Below are 19400 nucleotides of genomic sequence, written 5' to 3'. Positions count from 1 at the left end.
GCGGTGAGCGCCGCGTTGACGAGGTGGCTCGGAATCGATGGTCGGTTCCGAGCCACTTTGCGTGAATCCCGGGAACCACAGCCCTCTCCCATGGATTTGACAGGTCCAGTTCATAGCGTCCCCGCTCATGACTGAGACCCCCGAACCCAAGGAAGAAACCCAACCACCCGAGGAGCAGGGACAGTTGACGCGCCGTGGGCTGATGATGGCCGGCGGTGCGACGGTGGCCGCGATGGGCCTGGGCGCCGCCCTGACGGCGAACGCCTCGGCTCAGGACGCCCCGGGCACCGCCTCCCCGGCGCCCGGCGCGTCGAGTACGGGAACCACGGCTCCGGAGACGTGCTACACGCTCACCTCGGAGCTGGTCGAAGGCCCGTACTACATCGACGCGGACAAGATCCGCCAGGACATCACCGAGGACCAGGAGGGCATCCCCCTGCTCCTGAAGCTGAAGGTGATCGACGCGGAGACCTGCCGACCCGTCCGCGACGCGGCCGTCGACATCTGGCACTGCTCGGCGCTGGGCGTCTACTCCGGCTACCAGTCGACGGGCAACGGCGGCGGTGGCGGCGCCCCCACGGACGCGCCGACCGGAACCCCCGCCGACGCACCCCCCTCGGGCGGGCCCGGCGGCGGAGGGGGCGGCCACCAGGACCCCACGGACAGCACACGCTATCTGCGGGGCACCTGGAGGACGGACAGACACGGCTACGTCACCTTCAGATCCGTCTTCCCGGGCTGGTACCGGGGCCGCTGTGTCCACATCCATGTGAAGGTCCATGTGGACGGCACCTGGACGGACACCGGCTACGAGGGCGGCCACACCTGTCACACGGGCCAGCTGTTCTTCGACGAGAAGTCGGTGCTCGCGTCGGCGGAGGTGGCGCCGTACTCCGCCAACACGACGACGCGCACGACCCTGACGGAGGACACGATCTATCCGCAGAACGGGCATGCGGGCGGCCTGCTGTACCTCTCGTACGACCGGAGGCACCTCGCGAAGGGCGTACGGGCGCAGCTGACGCTGGGGGTGGCGCCGGACGAGACCCACGAGGGAACGGGTGGGCCGGGGCCGTCCGCGCCCCCGTCGGCGAGCGCGAGCTGAGGCTCCGTCGCCCCGCTGACATCCGCATCACGCTGACACCCGCACCATGCAGACACCCGCACCCAGGGCCCGGAACCGACCGCGCGGTTCCGGGCCCTTCCCGAGGGGTCGTAACACATAGGGCCGGCCGTCGGCACTCCGCGCCGCACACATGGGTCCGTAACACGTGCGTCCGTAACACGTGGGTCCGGAGCACATAGGGAGGCACGCATGAGGGACGAGGAACTCGGTGAGGCGCTGTCCTTGGTGGTGTGCGATCTCCGTGCGCACCGGGCCGTGCTGCCCGAGGTGCGGGAGGGACCCGGAGAACGCTTCCCCGGACCCGTGACGTGTAGCGGCGGTGCTACTCGCTCTCGCCGCCGAAGCGCTCCTTGTAGGCGGCCAGGTCGTCGTCCGTCAGCTTCGCGAACAGCACCGGGGGAACCGTGAAGGGCGTGCCGACCGGGACCGCGGCGAGGGCCTTCGCCTCCTCCTGCGTCACCCACACGGCCGTGTCGTCCTTCAGGTCGAAGGCCGCGCGCATGGTCGCGGAGGACGTCGGGATGAAGGGCTCCGAGACCACCGCGTAGAGGTGGATCAGGTTCATCGCCGTCCGCAGGGTGAGCGCCGCGCCCTCCTTGTTGGTCTTGACCTCCAGCCAGGGGGCCTTCTCCTCCAGGTAGGAGTTGCCGGCCGACCACAGGGCGCGCAGGGAGGCCGCCGCCTTGCGGAACTGGATGGCCTCCATGTGCTCCTCGTACTCCGCGAGGAGACGGGCGATCTCCTCGCCGAGCCGCGCCTCGGCCTCGCCCGGCTCGCCGCCCTCGGGGACCGCGTCGCCGAAGCGCTTGCGGGAGAAGGACAGCACCCGGTTGACGAAGTTGCCCAGCGTGTCCGCGAGGTCCTTGTTCACCGTGGCCGTGAAGTGCTCCCAGGTGAAGGACGTGTCGTCCGACTCCGGCGCGTTCGCCATCATGAAGTAGCGCCAGTAGTCGGCGGGCAGGATCTCCAGCGCGTCGTGCGTGAAGACACCGCGCTTCTGCGAGGTGGAGAACTTGCCGCCGTAGTAGTTGAGCCAGTTGAAGGCCTTGATGACGTCGACCTTCTTCCACGGCGAGCGGGTGCCCAGCTGGGTGGCCGGGAACATCACGCTGTGGAAGGGGACGTTGTCCTTGCCCATGAACTGCGTGTAGTGGACGTCGGCCTCCGACTCCCACCACCACGAGCGCCAGTCCCGGTTCTCCGGATCCTGGTCCGCCCATTCCTTCGTCGCGCCGATGTACTCGATCGGGGCGTCGAACCAGACGTAGAAGACCTTGCCCTCGGCGGCCAGCTCGGGCCAGGTATCGGCCGGAACCGGGACGCCCCAGTCCAGGTCACGGGTGATCGCACGGTCGTGCAGACCCTCGGTGAGCCACTTGCGGGCGATCGAGGAGGCCAGCACCGGCCAGTTGTCGGCGCGCTCGTCCACCCAGGCCTCGACCTCGCCGGCCAGCGCCGACTGGAGGAGGAAGAGGTGCTTGGTCTCGCGGACCTCCAGGTCGCTGCTGCCGCTGATGGCGGAGCGCGGGTCGATCAGGTCCGTGGGGTCGAGGACGCGGGTGCAGTTCTCGCACTGGTCGCCGCGGGCCTTGTCGTAGCCGCAGTGCGGGCAGGTGCCGATGATGTACCGGTCGGGCAGGAAGCGGCCGTCGGCGTTGGAGTACACCTGGCGGATGGCCCGCTCCTCGATGAACCCGTTCGCCTTGAGCTCGCGGGCGATCTCCTGCGTGATCTCGCGGTTCTGCGGGGACGAGCTGCGGCCGAAGTAGTCGAACGCCAGATTGAAGCCGTCGTAGACCGCCTTCTGCGCGTCGTGCGCCTGGGCGCAGAACTCGTCGACCGGCAGGCCCAGCTCCTTCGCCGCAAGCTCGGCGGGGGTGCCGTGCTCGTCCGTCGCGCAGATGAAGAGCACGTCGTGGCCGCGCTGGCGCATGTAGCGGGAGTACACGTCAGCCGGGAGCATGGACCCCACCATGTTGCCCAGGTGCTTGATCCCGTTGATGTACGGAAGGGCGCTGGTGATGAGGTGTCGAGCCATCGCGGGCTGCTCCCAAGTCGCTACGTGGGGTGACGATCGCCGGTTTTTGGACCGTCTGTCATCGTCTACGAACCTTGAAATCGTAGCCGACATGGGTACGCCGCCCGCTTCCCGTTTTACGGGGTGAGAAGCGGGCGGCGTCTTTCGAGCGGTCTTTTGGGGCTCCTGTGATCCCTACGGGCGCCAGTTCGCCAGGACGCCCTCGTAGACCTCCGTGTCCGTCAGCTCGCGCGGGGTCTCGCCGGCCAGGAAGTGGGCCGTGTTGTCCGACTTCAGCTTGCGGAGGTAGTCGAAGGCCTTGTTCTCCGGGTCGCCGAAGGCGATGAAGGAGAAGAAGAGGGCGGGGTGGCTCTTCGCGGCGTTCGTGAGGGACTGGGTGGCGGGGGTCTTCGCGTCCGGAGCACCATCCGTCTGGAAGATCACCAGGGCGGGCAGGGCGGGGTCCGCGGACTTGTCGTGGTGGCCGGTGACGGCCTCCACCGCCGCGTGGTAGCTGGTACGGCCCATACGGCCGAGGCCCGCGTGGAGGTCGTCGATCTTGTTCTCGTGCTCGGCGAGGGTCAGTTCTCCGGTGCCGTCCAGTTCGGTGGAGAAGAAGACGACGTGCACCGTGGCCTCGGGGTCGAGGTGCGCGGCGAGCGCGAGAGCCTGCTCGCCCAGGGCCTGGGCGGAGCCGTCCTTGTAGTACGGACGCATGGAGGCGGAGCGGTCCAGCACGAGGTAGACCTTGGCCCGGGTGCCGGTGAGGCCGTGCTTCTCGAGAACGGTCGCGGCGGCCTTGTAGGCGGTGGTGAGACCGGGGGCGTGGGACTTGAGTTCGGCGGGGGTGAGAGCGGGCTTCGCGTCCGCTTCGGTGTCGGTGTCGGTGTCGGTGTCGGTGTCCGGCGTGGCCTCGGCTTCGCCGTCGGCGGGGGCGGACGACTCGATCGGGGCTTCCTCGGCGGCGGCGACCGGCTCGGTGGCGGGGGCCGCCGGCTCGGGGTCCTTGGCCTGGGGCTCGGCCTCGGGGGTGGTTTCGGCGGCGGGTTCGGGCGTGGGCTCGGGGGTCGCTTCGGCGACCGGTTCCGGCTGGGGCTCCGGTTCCTGCGCGGCCTCGGGCTCGGGGGTCGTGGCCGTCGGCTCCGCCTCCGGTGTGACCTCGGCGGAGGCCTCGGCCTCGGGCTCGGCAGCCTCCGGCTCCGGGGTGGCCTCCGGTTCCGGTACCGCCTCGGCGGCCGGCTCGGGTTCCGCGGCGGCTTCCGGCTCGGTGGTCTCGGTGGTCGCCTCGGAGGCAGCCTGGCTCTCGGGCTCCGCCGTGACTTCCGGCTCCGGCTTCGCCTCGGCCACGGGCTCGGGGTCTGCGGCGACCTCCGGCTCCGGCTTCTCCTCGGCCTGCGGTTCCGGCTTGTCCTCCGCGACCGATTCGGTCTCCGGCGCGTGCTCGGCCTCGGTGACTTCCGGTTCGGGCGTCTCTTCCACCACCGGTTCGGGCTTCGCCTCGGCCACGGGCTCGGGCTCTGCGGCGGCCTCCGGCTCCGGCGTCTCCTCCGCGACCGGCTCCGGCGTCTCCTCCGCGACCGGCTCGGGCTTCGCCTCCGCCGTCGGCTCGGGTTCCGTCGTAGCCGTCGGTTCCGGCTTCTGCTCTGCCGTCGGGGGCGCGGGCTCCTCCTTCGGAGTCGCCTGCCTCGGTACCGTCACGTGGTCGAACGCCGCTGACACCAGATCGTGTTCGTCGTCCCGGCCCGTCGCCTGGGCCGGGACCTCCGCCGACGCCGGAGCCTCGGTGATGACCGCGGAGGCCGATGTCGATTCCGAGGTCGTCGTCTCCCGCGAGGGCTCCCCCTCGGCGGTGCGACCCTTGCGTGAGCGGCCGAACGCGTTCCGCAGGAGAGTGAGAATGCCCATGTGCGCAACCCTTCGCGTGAGTTGATGCCCGTCAATCCCTGGCCAGGACGGACACGTAAGGTTAGCCGCCGCAGGCGCCGATCTTGGGCAGGGTCCCGCCATCGGAAGCGCCGTTGTCAATACCGCTATCTCGCCGTTACCGGCCCCGCAGGGCCCAGCCTCCTCCGCGTACCCCTCTTCGTACGCCAACCGCCGTACGGATTCCCCTGGTTCGACGGCCGTTCACCCGGCCGCCCCGCATCCGCACCTCCCTCTCCCCAAGGTTGCGCCCAAGTCAAGGAATTGCATGGGAAGAGTAAAGTGTGCAAGCTGCTGCCGCTGAGCGGAACGCCGTCCGGTTCGTAGCCCGTCGGACACCGCGACCGCGCACGGGGCCGTCTCGCGCGTCCAGGGCCTGACCGTCGAGGAGGTCTTCGTTTTCACCCGGGCGGCGGGCGGCAAGGCGGGTACCGTCACGACGCGTCCCCCGATCGCCCGCCCGGTTCTCAGTGCGGAGACGCGATCGCCCGGGCCGCCGCCACCTCCTGGCGCAGCGGTTCCAGGATGCTGTCCGCCGGGCCGGCGAGGTCCGTGCGGACCGCGACCAGGACCTCCGTCTCCCGCAGGCCCTGCGACAACTCCCGCAGTTGCAGGGCGACCTGTGCGACCTCCGCCGGGGACGGAGACCGCGCGCCCTGCTTCACCCGCACCCGCGCCCCGGTCGTCGCGTCCACGATCCGTTCCACCGCGACGACCAGCGGCCACCAGGCGGCGGCCCGGCGCCCGGTCGGCGGCGGCTCGGTCAGTGCCCGCTGGAACTCCGTACGGATGGTGGACAGATCGCGGTACAGACGGCGCCGCATACGGGCGCGGGCCGCCGGGTCCGCGGTGTCGCCGAACGCGTTCTCCACGTACTCGGCGGTGTCGGCGACCGCGTCCGCGAGCCGGGCGCCGACCCGCGCGTGCCAGCTCTCCGGCCACAGCAGATAGCCGGCGACGAGCGCGATCGCGCAGCCGATGAGCGAGTCGACCAGCCGGGGCACCAGCAGGGCGGTGCCCAGATGGTTGAGGAGGTCCGACAGCAGCAGGATCACCGGTGTGATCGCGGCGGTCTGATAGCCGTACCCGCGCGGGGTCAGCGCCGGGATGAGCGGGGCGAGGACCGCCACGGCCGCCACGTCCCACCAGCCGAGCGGCACCGCGGCCAGCACCGCGGCCGCCACCACCAGACCCACCACGGTGCCGAGCGCCCGCAGGAGCGCCCGGGAGAAGACCGAGCCGAAGTCGGGTTTGAGGACGAAGGTGACGGTGAGGGCGACCCAGTACGAGCGCGGGACCGGGACCAGGGACACCAGGGTCTGGGCGATGCCGATGCACAGGGCGAGCCGGAGGCCGTAGCGCCAGGAGGTGCCGGACAGTAGGACGTTGCGGGTCGCGCGGTAGACGCGGACGCGGAGGGAGGCGGGCCGGCCGAGGCGGTCGACGATGGTGTGCGGGTCGATGTCGCAGGCCGTGACGACCTCGGCGGCGTGACGCAGCGCGTGGTCGACGGCGCGTCCCGTCTCCCCGACCGGTTCGGGCAGGTCGAGGGGGAAGGCGTCCGGGTGCCCGGCGTCGACGGCGTCGGCGAGTCGGCGCACGGTGTCGGGCATCGCGTCGGGCAGCGGCCTGCCGTAGCGGTGGCCGGCCGCGGCGGCCTCCACGATCGGGGTGAGCGCGTTCAACTGTGCCTGCAGACGCACCAGGTCGGGGCTGCGGCCGTGCTGGAGGGTGCGCCGGGCGAGGATGAGGTCGTACGCGTGGTTGAGGGAGATGGTGACGGCGTACCGGGCGGTGTCGTAGGCCTCCGTCCCGCAGGCGGCGAGCAGTTCGGCGGCCGCTCGGTAGGCGGCCGCGACGGAGGTCCGCTCCGGTACGCCCGACCGCAGCGGCCAGGAGAGCAGCGCGAGGGCGAGGACGAGCAGTCCGCCGCCGGTCACGAGCAGGGGGCCGAGCCACCAGTCGCCGGGCAGCGGGATTCCCGCGCCGATCACGGCGTTGAGGAGCAGCAGCAGTCCGGAGACCGAGGCCACCGCGCCGATCGTGGAGATCATCCCGGAGATCAGCGCGATCCCGGTCAGGGCGGTGACCGCGAGCCAGCCCTGCTCGAACACCAGTGCGCCCACGGTGACGCCGGCGGCGCCGAGGAGCTGGGGGACCGCGATGTTGAGGATCCGCATGCGGTACGCGTCCGCGGTGTCCCCGATGACAGCGGACACGGCGCCCATGGAGGCGAGCGCGCCGTAGGCGGGGCGGCCCGCCGCGAGGCCCAGCGCGAGGGGGAGGGCTATCGCGATCGCGGAGCGGACGACGGCGGGCCGGTTGACGGGCGACTGCTGCGGTCTGAGGTTCCTGACCAGCCAGTCGGGAGGGGTGAGGCCGGTGGGGAACTCTCGGGACATGCCCTCATTATGGCCATTCGTTCGAATGGCTCACGAGGCCGGGCGGCGAACCCCGAGCCCCCGGGCCGGGGTCAGTGCGTCTGCGGGCGCCCGTGGAGGGTGACGTCGACGACCAGGGCGCGGTGGTCGGTGTCCGCGATGGTGAGGAAGTGCGCGGAGCGCGCCGAGAAGTCCGGGGAGACCAGGACATGGTCGATCTGGGCGCCGAACGGCGGGGCGGTCCACGTGGGCCAGGAGGGCGTGCGGGCGTCGCCGGAGAGGCGGGCGCTGTCGCGCAGACCGGTGTCGAGGATGCCGCGGAAGACGGCGTGGTCCTGGGAGGCGTTGAAGTCCCCGGCGAGGATCGTGGGGGCGCCGCCCCCGGCCGCCGCGTAGGCGCGCAGCTCCCCCAGTTCACGGCGCCAGACGGACAGCTGTCCCGGCAGCGGGGGCATGGGGTGGGCGAGCTGGAGGCGTACGGGGTGGTCGTGGACGTCGGCGACGGCGCCGGGCATGCCCATGGTGCCGGGCACACCGGGCGCGGCCGTCAGCGGGAACCGGCTGAGGATGACCGATCCGTCGGAGCCGGCGCCGTCGACGGCCCGCCGGTAGGGGTAGCGGCCGCCCGTGCCGCCGAAGGCGCGTTCCAGGGTGGCGGAGCAGTGGTACTCGCACTCCTCGACGAACACGACGTCGGGGCGCTCGCGGCGGACGGCGGGCACCAGGGAGGCGGTGCCGCGGCCGAACTCCACGTTGGAGGTCAGCACTCGGAACGCGGTGAGCGCGGGGCCGGAGGGCTCCCCGGCCCCGCCGTACGGTTCGGTGAACCAGGCGAGGGCGGCGAGCACGAGGACCGCGCCGACCAGGCCGGTGCGCAGGCGGGCGAGCAGGGCGAGCAGGAGGGCGAGTGCGGCGGGGACGGACAGCCAGGGCAGGAAGGCGAGCAGTTGGGGCACCGGGGTGACGGCGTCGGTGCCGGCGGCGCGGCAGCCGATGACGACACCGACCCCGGCGAGCAGCGCTCCGGTGCACCAGGCGGCCGCGGTCCGCCTCCGGGACCGCGGCCGGGCGGGGGCCGGGCCGGTCGGCTCCAGGGTCGCAGTGTCCATGGGCCGGCTGCCTTCCCCTCGATGGGCTGGATGCCCGAATCCTCCCTCAGCCGGGGGGCTCTCTCATAGAGGGAGTTCTGGGGGAAGGGGTGTTCGCGCGGCCGTCACAGGGTGCCGTGGGTGCCCCCGGGGGACTGCGGCGGCTGTTCCGCGCGGCCCGCCGTGACCAGGGACCAGATCACGAAGGCTCCGATGGCGATGGCGATGACCGACCAGACCGGGGCGTACGGCAGGAACATGAAGTACTCGACCATGTACAGGGCCGCCAGGCCCACGCCGATCGCGCGCGCCCAGTCCCGGCCCTGGAGCACGCCCCAGCCCGTGATCGCGATGAGGGCGCCTATGACCACGTGGATCCAGCCCCAGGTGGTGAGGCTGAACCCGTACACATAGTTGCCGACGCGGGCGTAGACGTCGTTCGTGGCGATGCCCGCGACGCCGTTCAGCATGCCGATGATGCCGCTGACCATCATCAGGACACCGGCGAACGCCATGCCGCCGGTGGCCAGGGCCGTGTGCTTCGCGTGCGGGGTGGGGGTGCGTGCGGTGTGCTGGACCATGGGGGCCGCCTCCTAGGGACCTCGGGACCTTCACCCGCAGGTTCACCCGTGCGGCGGTGGAGCGCAGGGTGATGTAGGCCGAACGGGTGGCCGCGCGATCCGGGGCGATGACCCGGCGGGTACGGGGAACCCGGCGAATCCGCGGGAACCTCGTGGGACCTCGTGGACACCTCGCGGGGTCCGTGTCGTACGCCGGGAGAAGGCCGTGGTCCGGGGGCGGGCGGCGGCTCCGGCGCCTCGGCCGTCGTGGGCGGGGAAGCCGGTCATTGGCTTGATCATTAATCCCCGGGCCGTCAACTCCCCGGCGCAATAAGATCGTTACGCAGGGTGCAATCCTTGGAGGGATGGTGGGGGACTACCGGAGCATCGCCGACCGGATAGCCGCGGACATCAGCGCGGGGCGGCTGAAGCCTGGCCAACGGCTTCCGCCGCAGCGGCAGTTCGCGCGCCGACGCGGTATCGCGGCGTCCACCGCGGGGCGGGTGTACGGCGAACTCGTGCGGCGGGGCCTCGTGGTGGGCGAGGTCGGGCGGGGCACTTTCGTACGGGCCTCGCCGGCGCCCTCGGACCGCGCGCCCGCCGGAGCGGCGCCCCGGGCATCCGTCGACCTGGAACTCGACCATCCCGCCGTGCCGGGCCAGTCGGAGCTGCTCGCGGCCGGGATCGCACCGCTGCTGCGGCCCGACATCCTCGCGGAGGCGACCCGCACGGCGCCTCCCGAGGGTACGCCCGTCGCCCGGGAGGCCGCCGCGGGACTCCTCGCCACCGCCGACTGGCACCCCGCCCCGGACCGGGTGCTGTTCGCGGGCAGCGCCCGGCAGGCCCTCGCGGGCACCCTCGCCGCCCTGGTGCGCCCCGGGAGCCGGATCGGGGTGGAGTGGTTGACGTATCCGCTGGTCAAGGAGGTCGCGGCGCGTCTCGGTATCGTCCTGGTCCCGCTCGCCACGGACGAGCAGGGACTGCGCCCGGACGCCCTGGCCGCCGCGCACCGCGCCACTCCCCTGTCCGCGCTCTATGTGCAGCCGACGCTGCACCATCCGACGTCGGTGACCTCGGGGCAGGAGCGCCGACGCCAACTGGCCGCCGCAGCACGCGCGTTACGGCTGCCTGTCGTCGAGGACCGCGTCTGGTCGTTCCTGTGCGGGGCGGAGGTCGGCGCACCGCTCGCCGCGTACGCGCCGGAACGCACCTATGTCGTCGACGGACTGTCCCTGCGGGTCGCGCCCGGGCTCACCGTCGGGTTCCTCGTGGTGCCCGAGGGGCGCGGCGAGAGGACGGCCGGAGCGCTGCGGTCGGGCGGCTGGACGGCGGGGCGGTTCGCGTTGGAGGCCGCGGTGAGGTGGATCGAGGACGGCGTCGTGGCGCGGCTGGTGGAGGCCAAACGGGCGGACGCGGCGGCGCGGCAGCGGCTGGTCGCCGAGCATCTCGACGGTTTCGCCGTACGGGCCGACCCGCGGGCGTACTTCGTGTGGTGGCGGCTGCCCCGGCCCTGGCGTGCGGAGGGGTTCGCGGCGGCCGCGGCCGAGCGCGGCATCGCGGTGACGCCGGGGCCCGCCTTCGCGGCGGCCGGGCGCGGGGCGCAGGACGTCGCGGCGGACTGCGTCAGGCTCTCACTTGCGTCGGCTCCTCGGCCGGAACTGGCGCGGGCCCTGCGGACGCTCGCCGACGTCGCACGTACAGGCCCGTGAGCCACGCGCCCAGGGCGACCGCGAGACCGACGCCCATCAGCACCCAGGAGACCAGCCGGAGCGTCTCGGTGAGCGCGTCGTAGACCGCACCGGCCGCCGGGTGCGAGACGCCCGGCGGAAGGTCCGCCAGCGTCATCCGGCGGCCCACCGCGATCGCCACGGCGAGCAGCGCGGCGCCGAGGGCCGTGCCGAGCCCGGTCGCGAGCACGGCCCGGCGGCGCGAGACGGAGACGAGGATGCCGGACAGGGCGAAGCAGGCCGAGGCGACGGGAAGCCAGAAACCGGCGACTTCGAGCACGTGGAACCCCTTCCGGAACGTCGTCAGGTCCTGCGACTGCAGCAGGATGATCTCCGTGTGGGAGACCGGGATGCGGCCCGCGAACGGGACGTGCTCGTCGACGAGTTGCCGTTTCATCCGCTCGGTGGCGGGGGCCAGGTCGAGGGTGACGGGGTGGTCGTCGTCCTCGCGCAGGGCGCGCATCACGGCATCATGGGCGCTCAGGTTCGCGGTGTCCCAGGCGGAGCGGAAGGCCTCGGTGCCGGTGAACGAGCGGACCGCGTCATGGACGAAGGCGTGCACGGACCCCTGGAGGGGCGCGCCGACGTGCACCTCGCGCATGATGCCGTCGGTGACGGCGCTGGCGATGGCGTCCTGCACCTCGGCGTCGGAGGCGAGCGGAGCGGTGGTGGCGGCGTAGCGGGCACTGTCCTCGACGCCGTACTTCGCCCACATGGCGAGGACGCCGAGCGGCACGAGCAGGCACGCGAGGCTGACCAGCACGGCGGAGAGAGGGCTCCGGACACGTCGAGACACCTCACCAGCGAACCGCGCCTGCGCGCACCCTGCGAGCGATATGCCTGCAAATGGGTGGATATGACAATCCGATGGGCGACTGGCGGACCGCGGTGCGGACGGTGGTGCCCTGCCCGGTCCGTGCGCTCTCCGGTGGAGGGTTCGGCCGAACGGGTGTTATCTGGTGGGTGGGGAGAGGAACGGACGGCAACCGGCCGGGGAGAAGCCTGTGCGTCGGCCCGCCGTGTCCTCTCCTTTCGCAGGACTCCTCGACCGGCGCCCGGAAGCGGATCTCGCCCCGGGTGACGGGTGAGTGAGGGAGACGCATGAGGCCCCGGCGCCCGGCGGGGCCACCACACACCGGGGTCTCGTGCGCCTGATGGAGCGGCGACCGTACGCGGGCGGCCGGGAACCGGTGAGCCGGAGGCCGGTCGGCCCCCGGCTCACCGGGCGGCAATCGCAGCCGTGGTCGTCAGGCGACTCTGTGGCCGGTCGCGTCCTCGTGCGTGTAGTAGCGGTAGAAGTTGAACGCGAAGAAGGCCACGGCGACGGCGAGCGAGAGGCCTGTCGCAAGCAGCACGCTCTGGCCGGTCTGGCTGTACAGGAAACCGAACGCGATGCCGGCGAACGCCGCCCACAGCACCGCGTGCAGTTCGCGCCGCAGCCGGGACGCCATCATGAACAGCCCCGTGCACAGCGCCGCGAACACGATCGCGCACACGAAGCCGAACAGGATGTTCCAGCCGGTGATGGGACCGGCGGCACGGCGGTTGGCGGCGGCCCAGTAGCCGTAGAGGAGCCCGAGGACGACGGGCACCGCCAGCCGTCCCGTCAGGTGGACGCGGTGGTCGAAAATGTCCGGCGGGCGATACCGCGTGACCGGCCCGCGGGGTGCGGTGACAGGTGTGCGCGAGGCCCCGGACGCGGGTGTCGCGTGAGTCATGGGAGCACTCCTTCCTCCAGGCGTCTCCTCGTGTCCCCTCGCCCCCGTACTCCAGGGCACACCTCGCCCGCGCGCCGGGCAAGTCGGGATGCGCGGGCCCCCGGGCCGTGTTTCGCTGGGGCTCATGAGGATCGTGCTGTTCGGCGCCACGGGCATGGTGGGCCGCCGGATCGCCGCGGAGGCGGCGCAGCGCGGGCACCGGGTCATGGCCGTGAGCCGCTCCGGCCGGTCGCCCGTGCCGGGTGTGACCGCCGCGGCGGCGGACGCCTCGGAGCCGGCGAAGGTGACGTTTCTGGTGGGCGCGGCGGACGCGGTGGGCAGCGCCTGCGCACCGCCGCGGGACGGTTCGGACCCCATGGAACCGTTCCTCGCGGTGAACCGCGCGCTGGTGCAGGGCCTGCGCGAGGCCGGGGTGCGGCGGTTGGTCGTGGTCGGCGGCGCGGGCAGCCTGGAGGTGGCCCCCGGCGAGGAACTCTGCGACCAGCCCGACTTCCCCGAGGCGGTCCGGCCCGAGGCGCTGGCCCACCGCGCGGCCCTGGAGTACTTCCGCACCCTCGACGACTTGGACTGGACGTATGTCTCGCCCGCCGCCGAGATCGCGCCCGGAGAGCGTACGGGCCGCTTCCGGGTGGACGGCGACCAGCTGCTCACCGACGAGCACGGCGTGAGCCGGATCAGCGCCGAGGACTACGCGATCGCGTTCGTCGACGAACTGGAGCAGGGCGCGCACCCGTGTGCCCGCATCTCGGTCGCGTACTGACCGGGCGGAAGGGCGGTGCCCGTGCCCCCCAGGCGACCACTCCACGACGGTACGCCGCCCCCTCGGGGACATCCCGACGGCTCGCTTCCCCCCGGGTCCGCCCCGGAGGCCGCCGCCCCCGTCGGCCCGGCCGGATTCCTCCGTGCGCGACGTCCCCGGCCCTCGGGGGCCGACGCCCCGGCGCGCGGTCCGTCGCAGCTGCTGCGCGTGCGCGGGCGCAGTGTCACCTGGATACCGCCGCTGGTCCTGCTCGTCGCCATCGCCGCGCTCGACTGGCTCACCTCCGGCAGCTTCCGGACCATCTCCTGGGTCGTGCTGGTGCCCGGCATCGCGGCTGCGATCTGCGGGCTGCGGGGCACGATCGCCGCCGCGGTCCTCGCCCTCGTCACCTACGAGCTGGAGGACCGTGCCTGGCCGCACCAGTTCCGCACCGGACTGCCCGACTTCATCCTCGTCGTCCTCGGCGGGCTGATGGCCGTGCTGGCCTGCGCGGTGCGGCTGCGCGCCGAGCGGCGCATGCTGCACATGCAGGACATCGTGGAGACCACCCGGCGCGCGGTGCTGCGTCCGCTGCCGGCCGGCTGGGGCGGCCTGGACCACGCGGCGGTCTACCTCGCCGCCGACAGCCTCGCCCGCGTCGGCGGCGACTTCTACGACATCCAGCCCGGCCCCCGGGGCACCCGCGTCCTGCTCGGTGACGTCCAGGGCAAGGGCCTCGGCGCGGTCGCGGCCGCTGCGGCACTGCTCGGCACCTTCCGCGAGGCGGCCTACCACGAGCCGCTGCTCGGCACGGTCGCCGACCGGCTGGAGACCCGGATGCAGCGGCACATCCGCTACGGCGCGGCCATCGGCCGGGACGAGGACGACCGCTTCGCGACCGCGGTGCTCTTCGGCTTCCCCCCGGACGACCCCGCGCAGGTCGAGTTCATCAACTTCGGGCACGAGCCGGCGCTGGTGGTCACGCCCGGCGGGATACGGTCCCTGCCGTCCGGCGGGCGGCTGCCGCTGGGCTTCGGCGACCTGGACGGCCGGCCGCCCTGCGCGCTGCGCGTCCCCTTGGCCCCCGGCGAGACGCTGCTGCTGGTCACGGACGGGGTGTCCGAGGCCCGTGACACCACCGGATGCTTCTTCCCGCTGCGCGACCGGGTGGCCCGCGCGGTGGCCGAGGACCCGCGCGCCGCCGAGCCCGGCCGTCTGGTGCGGCTGGTCCGCGACGGCACGCTGCGGCACTGCGGGGGACGCCTCGACGACGACACGACGATCTTCGCGCTACGACGGCCGCGCACGCCCGGCGGTATGTGAGTCTCCGCTCATCCCCCTGCCGTACAACCCGGGCCATAGACGGGCGATTGTCGTTCCTCCGTCGCAGCTTTGCAGGCGCAGCCGTTACCGTGCTGCGGTACGTGATCGATCGGGGAGGGAACGATGCCCGGAACCGTGCTGCTGCTGGCGGCCTCACCCGCGGGCAAGGGGTGCCTGGTGGACGCGGCCTCCGTGCTCCCGGTGCTCGCGGCCGTCGCCCCGGCCGTGCTGTCCGGCACGGACACGGCGAACGTGGTCGAACTCGCCGATCCGCTGGAGCCGCAGGCGGTCCTCACCCGGCTGCGGGCCGCGGCGGCCGTGCCCGGCCCGCTGACGGTGTTCCTCGTCGGCCAGCTCCAGCTCGACCGCCGCGAGCACCTGCCCCATCTGGCGCTGGCCCGGACCACCCCGTCGACCGTGCGCTACACGGCCTTCCCCTGGCACTGGTTCCGCGAGGAACTGCGGCTGCGGCCGCCCGGGGGGACGACGGTGTTCACGGATCTGCACGCCGACGCGGAGACCTGGCGGTATCTGCGCACCCGGCCCCTGGACTGCGGCCGGTCCGTACTTCTCTACGGCCGGGTCGCCCCGCCGCCCCCGCGCCGTGCGCTGGCCGCGCCGGCGTACATGAAGGCCGTGGCGACGATCCTGCGCAGCGGCCACCGTCCGGACCCGGGGACGCTGCACCACGAGGCCCTCACCCGGTCGCTCGCCGAGACGGGCGCAGCGGCGGGCACGGAACGGGACATCGTTTTGGGCCCGGTCGTGAACTCCCCGGCCCCGTACGGCCCGTGGCACACCCCGCCCGCGGGGTACGCCCCGCACCCCGGGCACCCCGGGCCCTCCGCGCACCCCGAACATCCGGCGCCCACCGGGACCTCGGTCCCCTCCGCGCACCCCGAGCAGCCCCTGTTTGCCGTGCAGTCGGCTCACCCCGAGCGCCCCGAGCAGCCCCCGTCCGCCGCGGGGTCCGCGCCCCCCGTGCAGTCCGTGACCCCCCGCCAGACCCCGCCCCCCGGACCGCCCGCCGACGCCCCCCGCAGCGCCGGGCGACCGCCCGCCCCCCGGACCTCCCCGCCGGCCGTACGGCTCCAGGTCGTCGCCCCGCCTCCGACCGCCGGCGCGCCTCAGGCCACCGTCCCCCCGCAGGCCGGCGGCACCGGTGCGCCTGACGCCGCCGTCCCGTCGCTCCCGGTCCCCGTCCCGCCGGACCTGGACCCGGACCCCCACACCGCGCTCGCGGCCGCGGTGCAGGACGGCAGGCACGCGGAGGCGGAGGCGCTCGCCGCGCGGTGGGAGCAGACCGCGCTGCGGGAGCACGGGGCCGGCTCCGAGGAGGTGCTGCACTGGATGGAGGTCCGCGCCGACCTCGCGATGCTCGCGGGCGACCCCGGCCGCAGTTGTGAGACCTGGCTCGCGGTCGCCGCCGCCCGCCTCGCGGCCGGTCAGCCGCCCGAGGACCCCGCGGTGGAGGCGGCGGTCGACCGCGCCCACCATCAGTGGGGCCGGCTGCGTGACCCGGCCCGGGCCCGCGAACTAGGCCCGGTCCTCGCCGAGTTGCGCACACGGGTCCCGGGACGCCGCGAAGGCGCACTGGACCATGTCCACAGGCGCCTTCGCCGGCTGGGGGCCGGGCTGCAGACCCAGCCGTGACGAGGACGGGACACGCCCCCGCCGCCCGTCAGCTCGGCCGGGTCAGGCGACCGGCAGATGCGCCAGGGCCCCCGACACCAGCGTGCGGACGCCAGGGACGACGGTGGACAGGTCGGGTGCGAAGCGGGGGCTGTGATTGCTCGGGACCGCCGCGAACTTCTCCATGAGGTCCTCGCCCGGTGCCGCCTCCCAGACGTCCGCCGGGGTGCTCGTCACGAACCAGTACGCGTACGGGATCCCGTCCACCGCCAGGCGCGGGAAGTCCTCGCTGCCCATCGCCGGGCCCGGGTCGAAGACCGTGGCCGCGCCGAACACCTCCCCGTGCACGGCGGCCACCGGGCCGTCGGTGGCGGCGTCGTTGACCGTGACGGGGAAGTCGGAGCCGACGGTCACCTCGGGCTCGCGCGAGCAGCCCGCGGCCAGGCACTCGCCCGCCGCGATGCGCCGGACCGCGGCGACCATGCGGTCACGCACCTCGGCCGACTGGGTGCGCAGGTTCAGGGCGATGCGCGCCTCGGACGGAATGATGTTGTGCAGGGTGCCCGCCTCGATGCGGCCCACCGTCAGCACTGCGGAGTCGCGTGCCGCGATCTCCCGGCTGACGACGGTCTGCAGCCGGGTGACGAGATAGGCGGCCGTCACCACGGGGTCCACGGTCGACTCCGGGCGGGAGCCGTGGCCGCCCCGGCCGTGCACGACGATGTCCACGTCCGTGGAGGCGGACAGGATCAGACCCGGGCGGTGCGCGTACAACCCGGCCGGGCCCGGGGCCGCATGCTGGGCGAGCAGCACGTCGGGGCGCGGGAAGCGCTCGTAGAGCCCGTCGGCGAGCATCGCCCGCGCGCCCTGGCCGGTCTCCTCGGCGGGCTGGCCCACCACCAGCAGCGTGCCCGACCACGCGTCGCGCCCGGCGGCCAGCGCCCCGGCCGCGCCGGTCAGCCAGGTGACATGCAGATCGTGCCCGCAGGCGTGCATCACGCCCGGGGCCTCGGAGGCGTAGGGCAGGCCCGTCTCCTCGGCGACCGGCAGCGCGTCCATGTCGGCACGCAGCAGGACGGTGGGCCCGTCGCCGTTGCGCAGCACCCCGACGACGCCGGTGCCGCCGACGCCCTCGGTGGTCTCGTACCCGGCCGTGCGCAGCCGTTCCGCGAGCAGTCCCGCGGTCCGGTGCTCGTGCAGGGACAGTTCGGGATGGCGGTGCAGATCCCGGTAGTAGTCCTCCAGTTCGGGCACGGGGAGGTCGGCGGTGAGGTCCAGCGCGGTGCGTGCGGCGGGAGTAGTCACGGGGCTCAGGGTATGCGGCGGGCAAGCCAGGCGTCGTCGGTCGGTCCGGACAGGGCCTGGTGGACGGGGCCGTGCTGCTGCGGGGCGATGTGCCTGACGTGCTGGGCAGGTTCCGGCTGGGCTGCCCGTGCCGGGCCCGCGTTGGCCGCGGTGACCAGGGCGGCCACGGCGACGACGGCCGCGCCGAATCCCCTGACGTGACGCGCGCGTATGCGTCCGCGGAATACGGAAGGGCGTCCGTGGAGCACGGAAGGGTGTCCGTGGAGCACGGAAGGGTGTCCGGGCACGGCAACCGACCTCGCAATGACAGCGGCGGATTAAGCACGTTTAACGTGCATCCCAACCTAGGGGGTCGGACGGGCCGACGGAAGTGCCCGTCTGTTGACGAAAAGTCAGAAGAAGGGCCGCCTCAACTGGGCTTACTGGCATGATTGATCGCATGGTGAAGCGGGACGACCCGGAGACCATCGGTCGCAGGGTGCAGCAGCTCCGGCGCGAACAGGGCATGACCCAGCGACAGTTGGCCGAACCCGCTTACACGCCCGCCTACATCTCCACCCTGGAGGCCGGCCGGGTCCGCCCCTCCGACGAGGCGCTGCGGCACATCGCCGAGCGGCTCGGCGTGGCGTACGAGGAGCTGGTGACCGGACGCCCGGCCCATCTCGCCACCGCGCTGCGGCTCCGGCTGACCGACGCCCAGCGCACCCTGGCCACCGGGGAGGCCGAGGCCGCCGCCGAGCAGTACGGCGCGCTGCTGGCCGAGGCCGAGGCGCACGGACTGGACACCGAACAGGCCGCCGCGCTGCTCGGTCTCGGGGAGTGCGCGCTGGAACTGGGCGATCTGGAGAGGGGCCGGCGGCACTTCGAGCGGGCCGAGACAGCGCTCGCCGGCACACCGCTGCCGAACCGGGTCCCGGCACTGCGCGGACGGGCCGTCTCCCACTACCTCGCCGGTGAACTCCGGTACGCGTGCTATCTGCTGGAGTCCACCCTCGACGAGCTGAACCGCTCCGGACTGCACGACCCGGATGCCCTGCTGCTGCTCTACGCGAGCGCCATCGGCCCCTACATGGACATGGGCGCGCAGGCGCGGGCGGCCCAGGCCGCCGAGTTCGCGCTGGCGCTCGCGCCACAGGTGCAGGACCCCGCGCTGGTGGCCCGGATGCACCGGTCGGTGGCCCGTACGCTCCTCGCGGAGGGGCGCGTCGCCGAGGCGGACGCCAGCCTGGCCAAGGCGGCCGAGCTGTACCGGCAGCTGCAGATCCGCACCGAACTGGCCAACTGCCACTGGATGCGCGGCTATCTCTACGCCCAGAACGGCGAACTGAGGCGCGCGGAGGAAGAGTTGCGCGAGGCGCTGGCCATGCTCGCCGAGCAGCGGGCCGCCCTCTACGGCAGCCAGGTCGCGGTGGAGCTGGCGGATGTGCTGCACCGGCGCGGGAGGTCCGAGGAGGCCGCGGAGCTGCTGCACGGCGTTCTCGGCGACATCGGGCCCGAGCGGGGTGCCGTGCACTCGGCCGCCGCGCACCGCCTGCTCGGCATCATCGCGGAGGACGCCCGCGACACGGAGACCGCGGAGGAGCACTACGTACGGGCGCTCAGCCTGCTGGAGCGGGCGGGCGCGGCGGGCGACCTGGCGGACCTGTGCCGGCTGCTGGGCGATCTGCTGCGGCGCACCGGCCGGGTGGAAGCAGCCCTGGACGCCTACCGTACGGGCCTCGGCCACCGCACGGCCCCGGGCACCACGACCCTGGGCCCGGCCCCGGCACAGCCGCCGCTCTGATCGCGCCGCGTGGCGCCAGGCCGGCTCTGATGGCCCGCGCCGCGTGACGCGCGACCTGCTCTGATCGCCCGCGCCGCG

The 19400-nt window shown here is 73.3% G+C and carries 15 protein-coding genes; 6 read left to right on the top strand and 9 right to left on the bottom strand.

The features are described 5' to 3' along the window. The first annotated feature begins 127 nt into the window (after window positions 1–127). Complete coding sequence (locus tag AB0L95_RS06920; RefSeq protein ID WP_365158099.1) at window positions 128–1105, top strand: intradiol ring-cleavage dioxygenase; 978 nt, start codon at window positions 128–130, stop codon at window positions 1103–1105. 343 nt (window positions 1106–1448) lie between these two features. Here the strand turns inward: AB0L95_RS06920 and metG are convergent, their stop codons facing one another. From metG to AB0L95_RS06895, 5 genes are all read right to left on the bottom strand, one after another. Continuing rightward, on the bottom strand, window positions 1449–3164 hold the full coding sequence (gene metG, locus AB0L95_RS06915) for a methionine--tRNA ligase (protein ID WP_365158096.1): 1716 nt from the start codon (window positions 3162–3164) through the stop codon (window positions 1449–1451). A gap of 174 nt (window positions 3165–3338) precedes the next feature. Further along, entirely contained in the window at window positions 3339–5048 is a 1710-nt protein-coding gene (locus tag AB0L95_RS06910) for a VWA domain-containing protein (RefSeq protein ID WP_365158093.1), read from the bottom strand. Window positions 5049–5533: 485 nt separating this feature from the next. Further along, window positions 5534–7468 (bottom strand): FUSC family protein, encoded by a 1935-nt coding sequence (locus AB0L95_RS06905; RefSeq protein ID WP_365158090.1) that lies wholly within the window; start codon window positions 7466–7468, stop codon window positions 5534–5536. Window positions 7469–7539: 71 nt separating this feature from the next. Then, on the bottom strand, window positions 7540–8556 hold the full coding sequence (locus AB0L95_RS06900; RefSeq protein WP_365158087.1) for an endonuclease/exonuclease/phosphatase family protein: 1017 nt from the start codon (window positions 8554–8556) through the stop codon (window positions 7540–7542). Between the two features lie 104 nt (window positions 8557–8660). After that, window positions 8661–9116, bottom strand: coding sequence for a hypothetical protein (locus AB0L95_RS06895; protein ID WP_365158085.1), 456 nt, complete (start codon window positions 9114–9116; stop codon window positions 8661–8663). 347 nt (window positions 9117–9463) lie between these two features. Between AB0L95_RS06895 and AB0L95_RS06890 the strand changes: the two genes are divergently transcribed. After that, window positions 9464–10804: a PLP-dependent aminotransferase family protein gene (locus AB0L95_RS06890; protein WP_365158735.1), complete on the top strand. Its 1341-nt coding sequence runs from the start codon at window positions 9464–9466 to the stop codon at window positions 10802–10804. Here AB0L95_RS06890 and AB0L95_RS06885 read toward each other — a convergent pair. Beyond that, complete coding sequence (locus tag AB0L95_RS06885) at window positions 10719–11618, bottom strand: hypothetical protein (protein ID WP_365158083.1); 900 nt, start codon at window positions 11616–11618, stop codon at window positions 10719–10721. The genes AB0L95_RS06890 and AB0L95_RS06885 overlap by 86 nt on opposite strands. 451 nt (window positions 11619–12069) lie before the next feature. After that, window positions 12070–12540: a hypothetical protein gene (locus tag AB0L95_RS06880; RefSeq protein WP_365158080.1), complete on the bottom strand. Its 471-nt coding sequence runs from the start codon at window positions 12538–12540 to the stop codon at window positions 12070–12072. A 124-nt stretch (window positions 12541–12664) separates the two neighbouring features. Here AB0L95_RS06880 and AB0L95_RS06875 point away from each other — a divergent pair, with 124 nt between their 5' ends. From AB0L95_RS06875 to AB0L95_RS06865, 3 genes are all read left to right on the top strand, one after another. After that, on the top strand, window positions 12665–13300 hold the full coding sequence (locus tag AB0L95_RS06875; RefSeq protein ID WP_365158077.1) for an NAD(P)H-binding protein: 636 nt from the start codon (window positions 12665–12667) through the stop codon (window positions 13298–13300). A gap of 198 nt (window positions 13301–13498) precedes the next feature. Then, the gene (locus AB0L95_RS06870; RefSeq protein WP_365158732.1) at window positions 13499–14602 is read left to right on the top strand and encodes a PP2C family protein-serine/threonine phosphatase; all 1104 of its coding nucleotides are present in this window, start codon (window positions 13499–13501) and stop codon (window positions 14600–14602) included. A gap of 123 nt (window positions 14603–14725) precedes the next feature. Continuing rightward, on the top strand, window positions 14726–16255 hold the full coding sequence (locus tag AB0L95_RS06865; RefSeq protein ID WP_365158074.1) for a hypothetical protein: 1530 nt from the start codon (window positions 14726–14728) through the stop codon (window positions 16253–16255). Window positions 16256–16297: 42 nt separating this feature from the next. Here the strand turns inward: AB0L95_RS06865 and AB0L95_RS06860 are convergent, their stop codons facing one another. Next, a complete protein-coding gene (locus AB0L95_RS06860) occupies window positions 16298–17539 on the bottom strand; it encodes an amidohydrolase (protein WP_365158071.1) in 1242 nt (413 codons plus the stop codon). Window positions 17540–17544: 5 nt separating this feature from the next. Then, a complete protein-coding gene (locus tag AB0L95_RS06855; protein ID WP_365158781.1) occupies window positions 17545–17787 on the bottom strand; it encodes a hypothetical protein in 243 nt (80 codons plus the stop codon). A 191-nt stretch (window positions 17788–17978) separates the two neighbouring features. On the opposite strand from AB0L95_RS06855, the gene AB0L95_RS06850 reads away from it, so the two are divergent. Then, the gene (locus tag AB0L95_RS06850) at window positions 17979–19322 is read left to right on the top strand and encodes a helix-turn-helix domain-containing protein (RefSeq protein WP_365158068.1); all 1344 of its coding nucleotides are present in this window, start codon (window positions 17979–17981) and stop codon (window positions 19320–19322) included. Window positions 19323–19400 lie beyond the last annotated feature (78 nt).

The sequence above is a fragment of the Streptomyces sp. NPDC052036 genome, from assembly GCF_040680495.1.
Classification (GTDB): Bacteria; Actinomycetota; Actinomycetes; order Streptomycetales; family Streptomycetaceae; genus Streptomyces.
The sequence above is the reverse complement of the archived record's forward strand: the minus strand, read 5'-3'. Positions and strand labels throughout refer to the sequence as shown.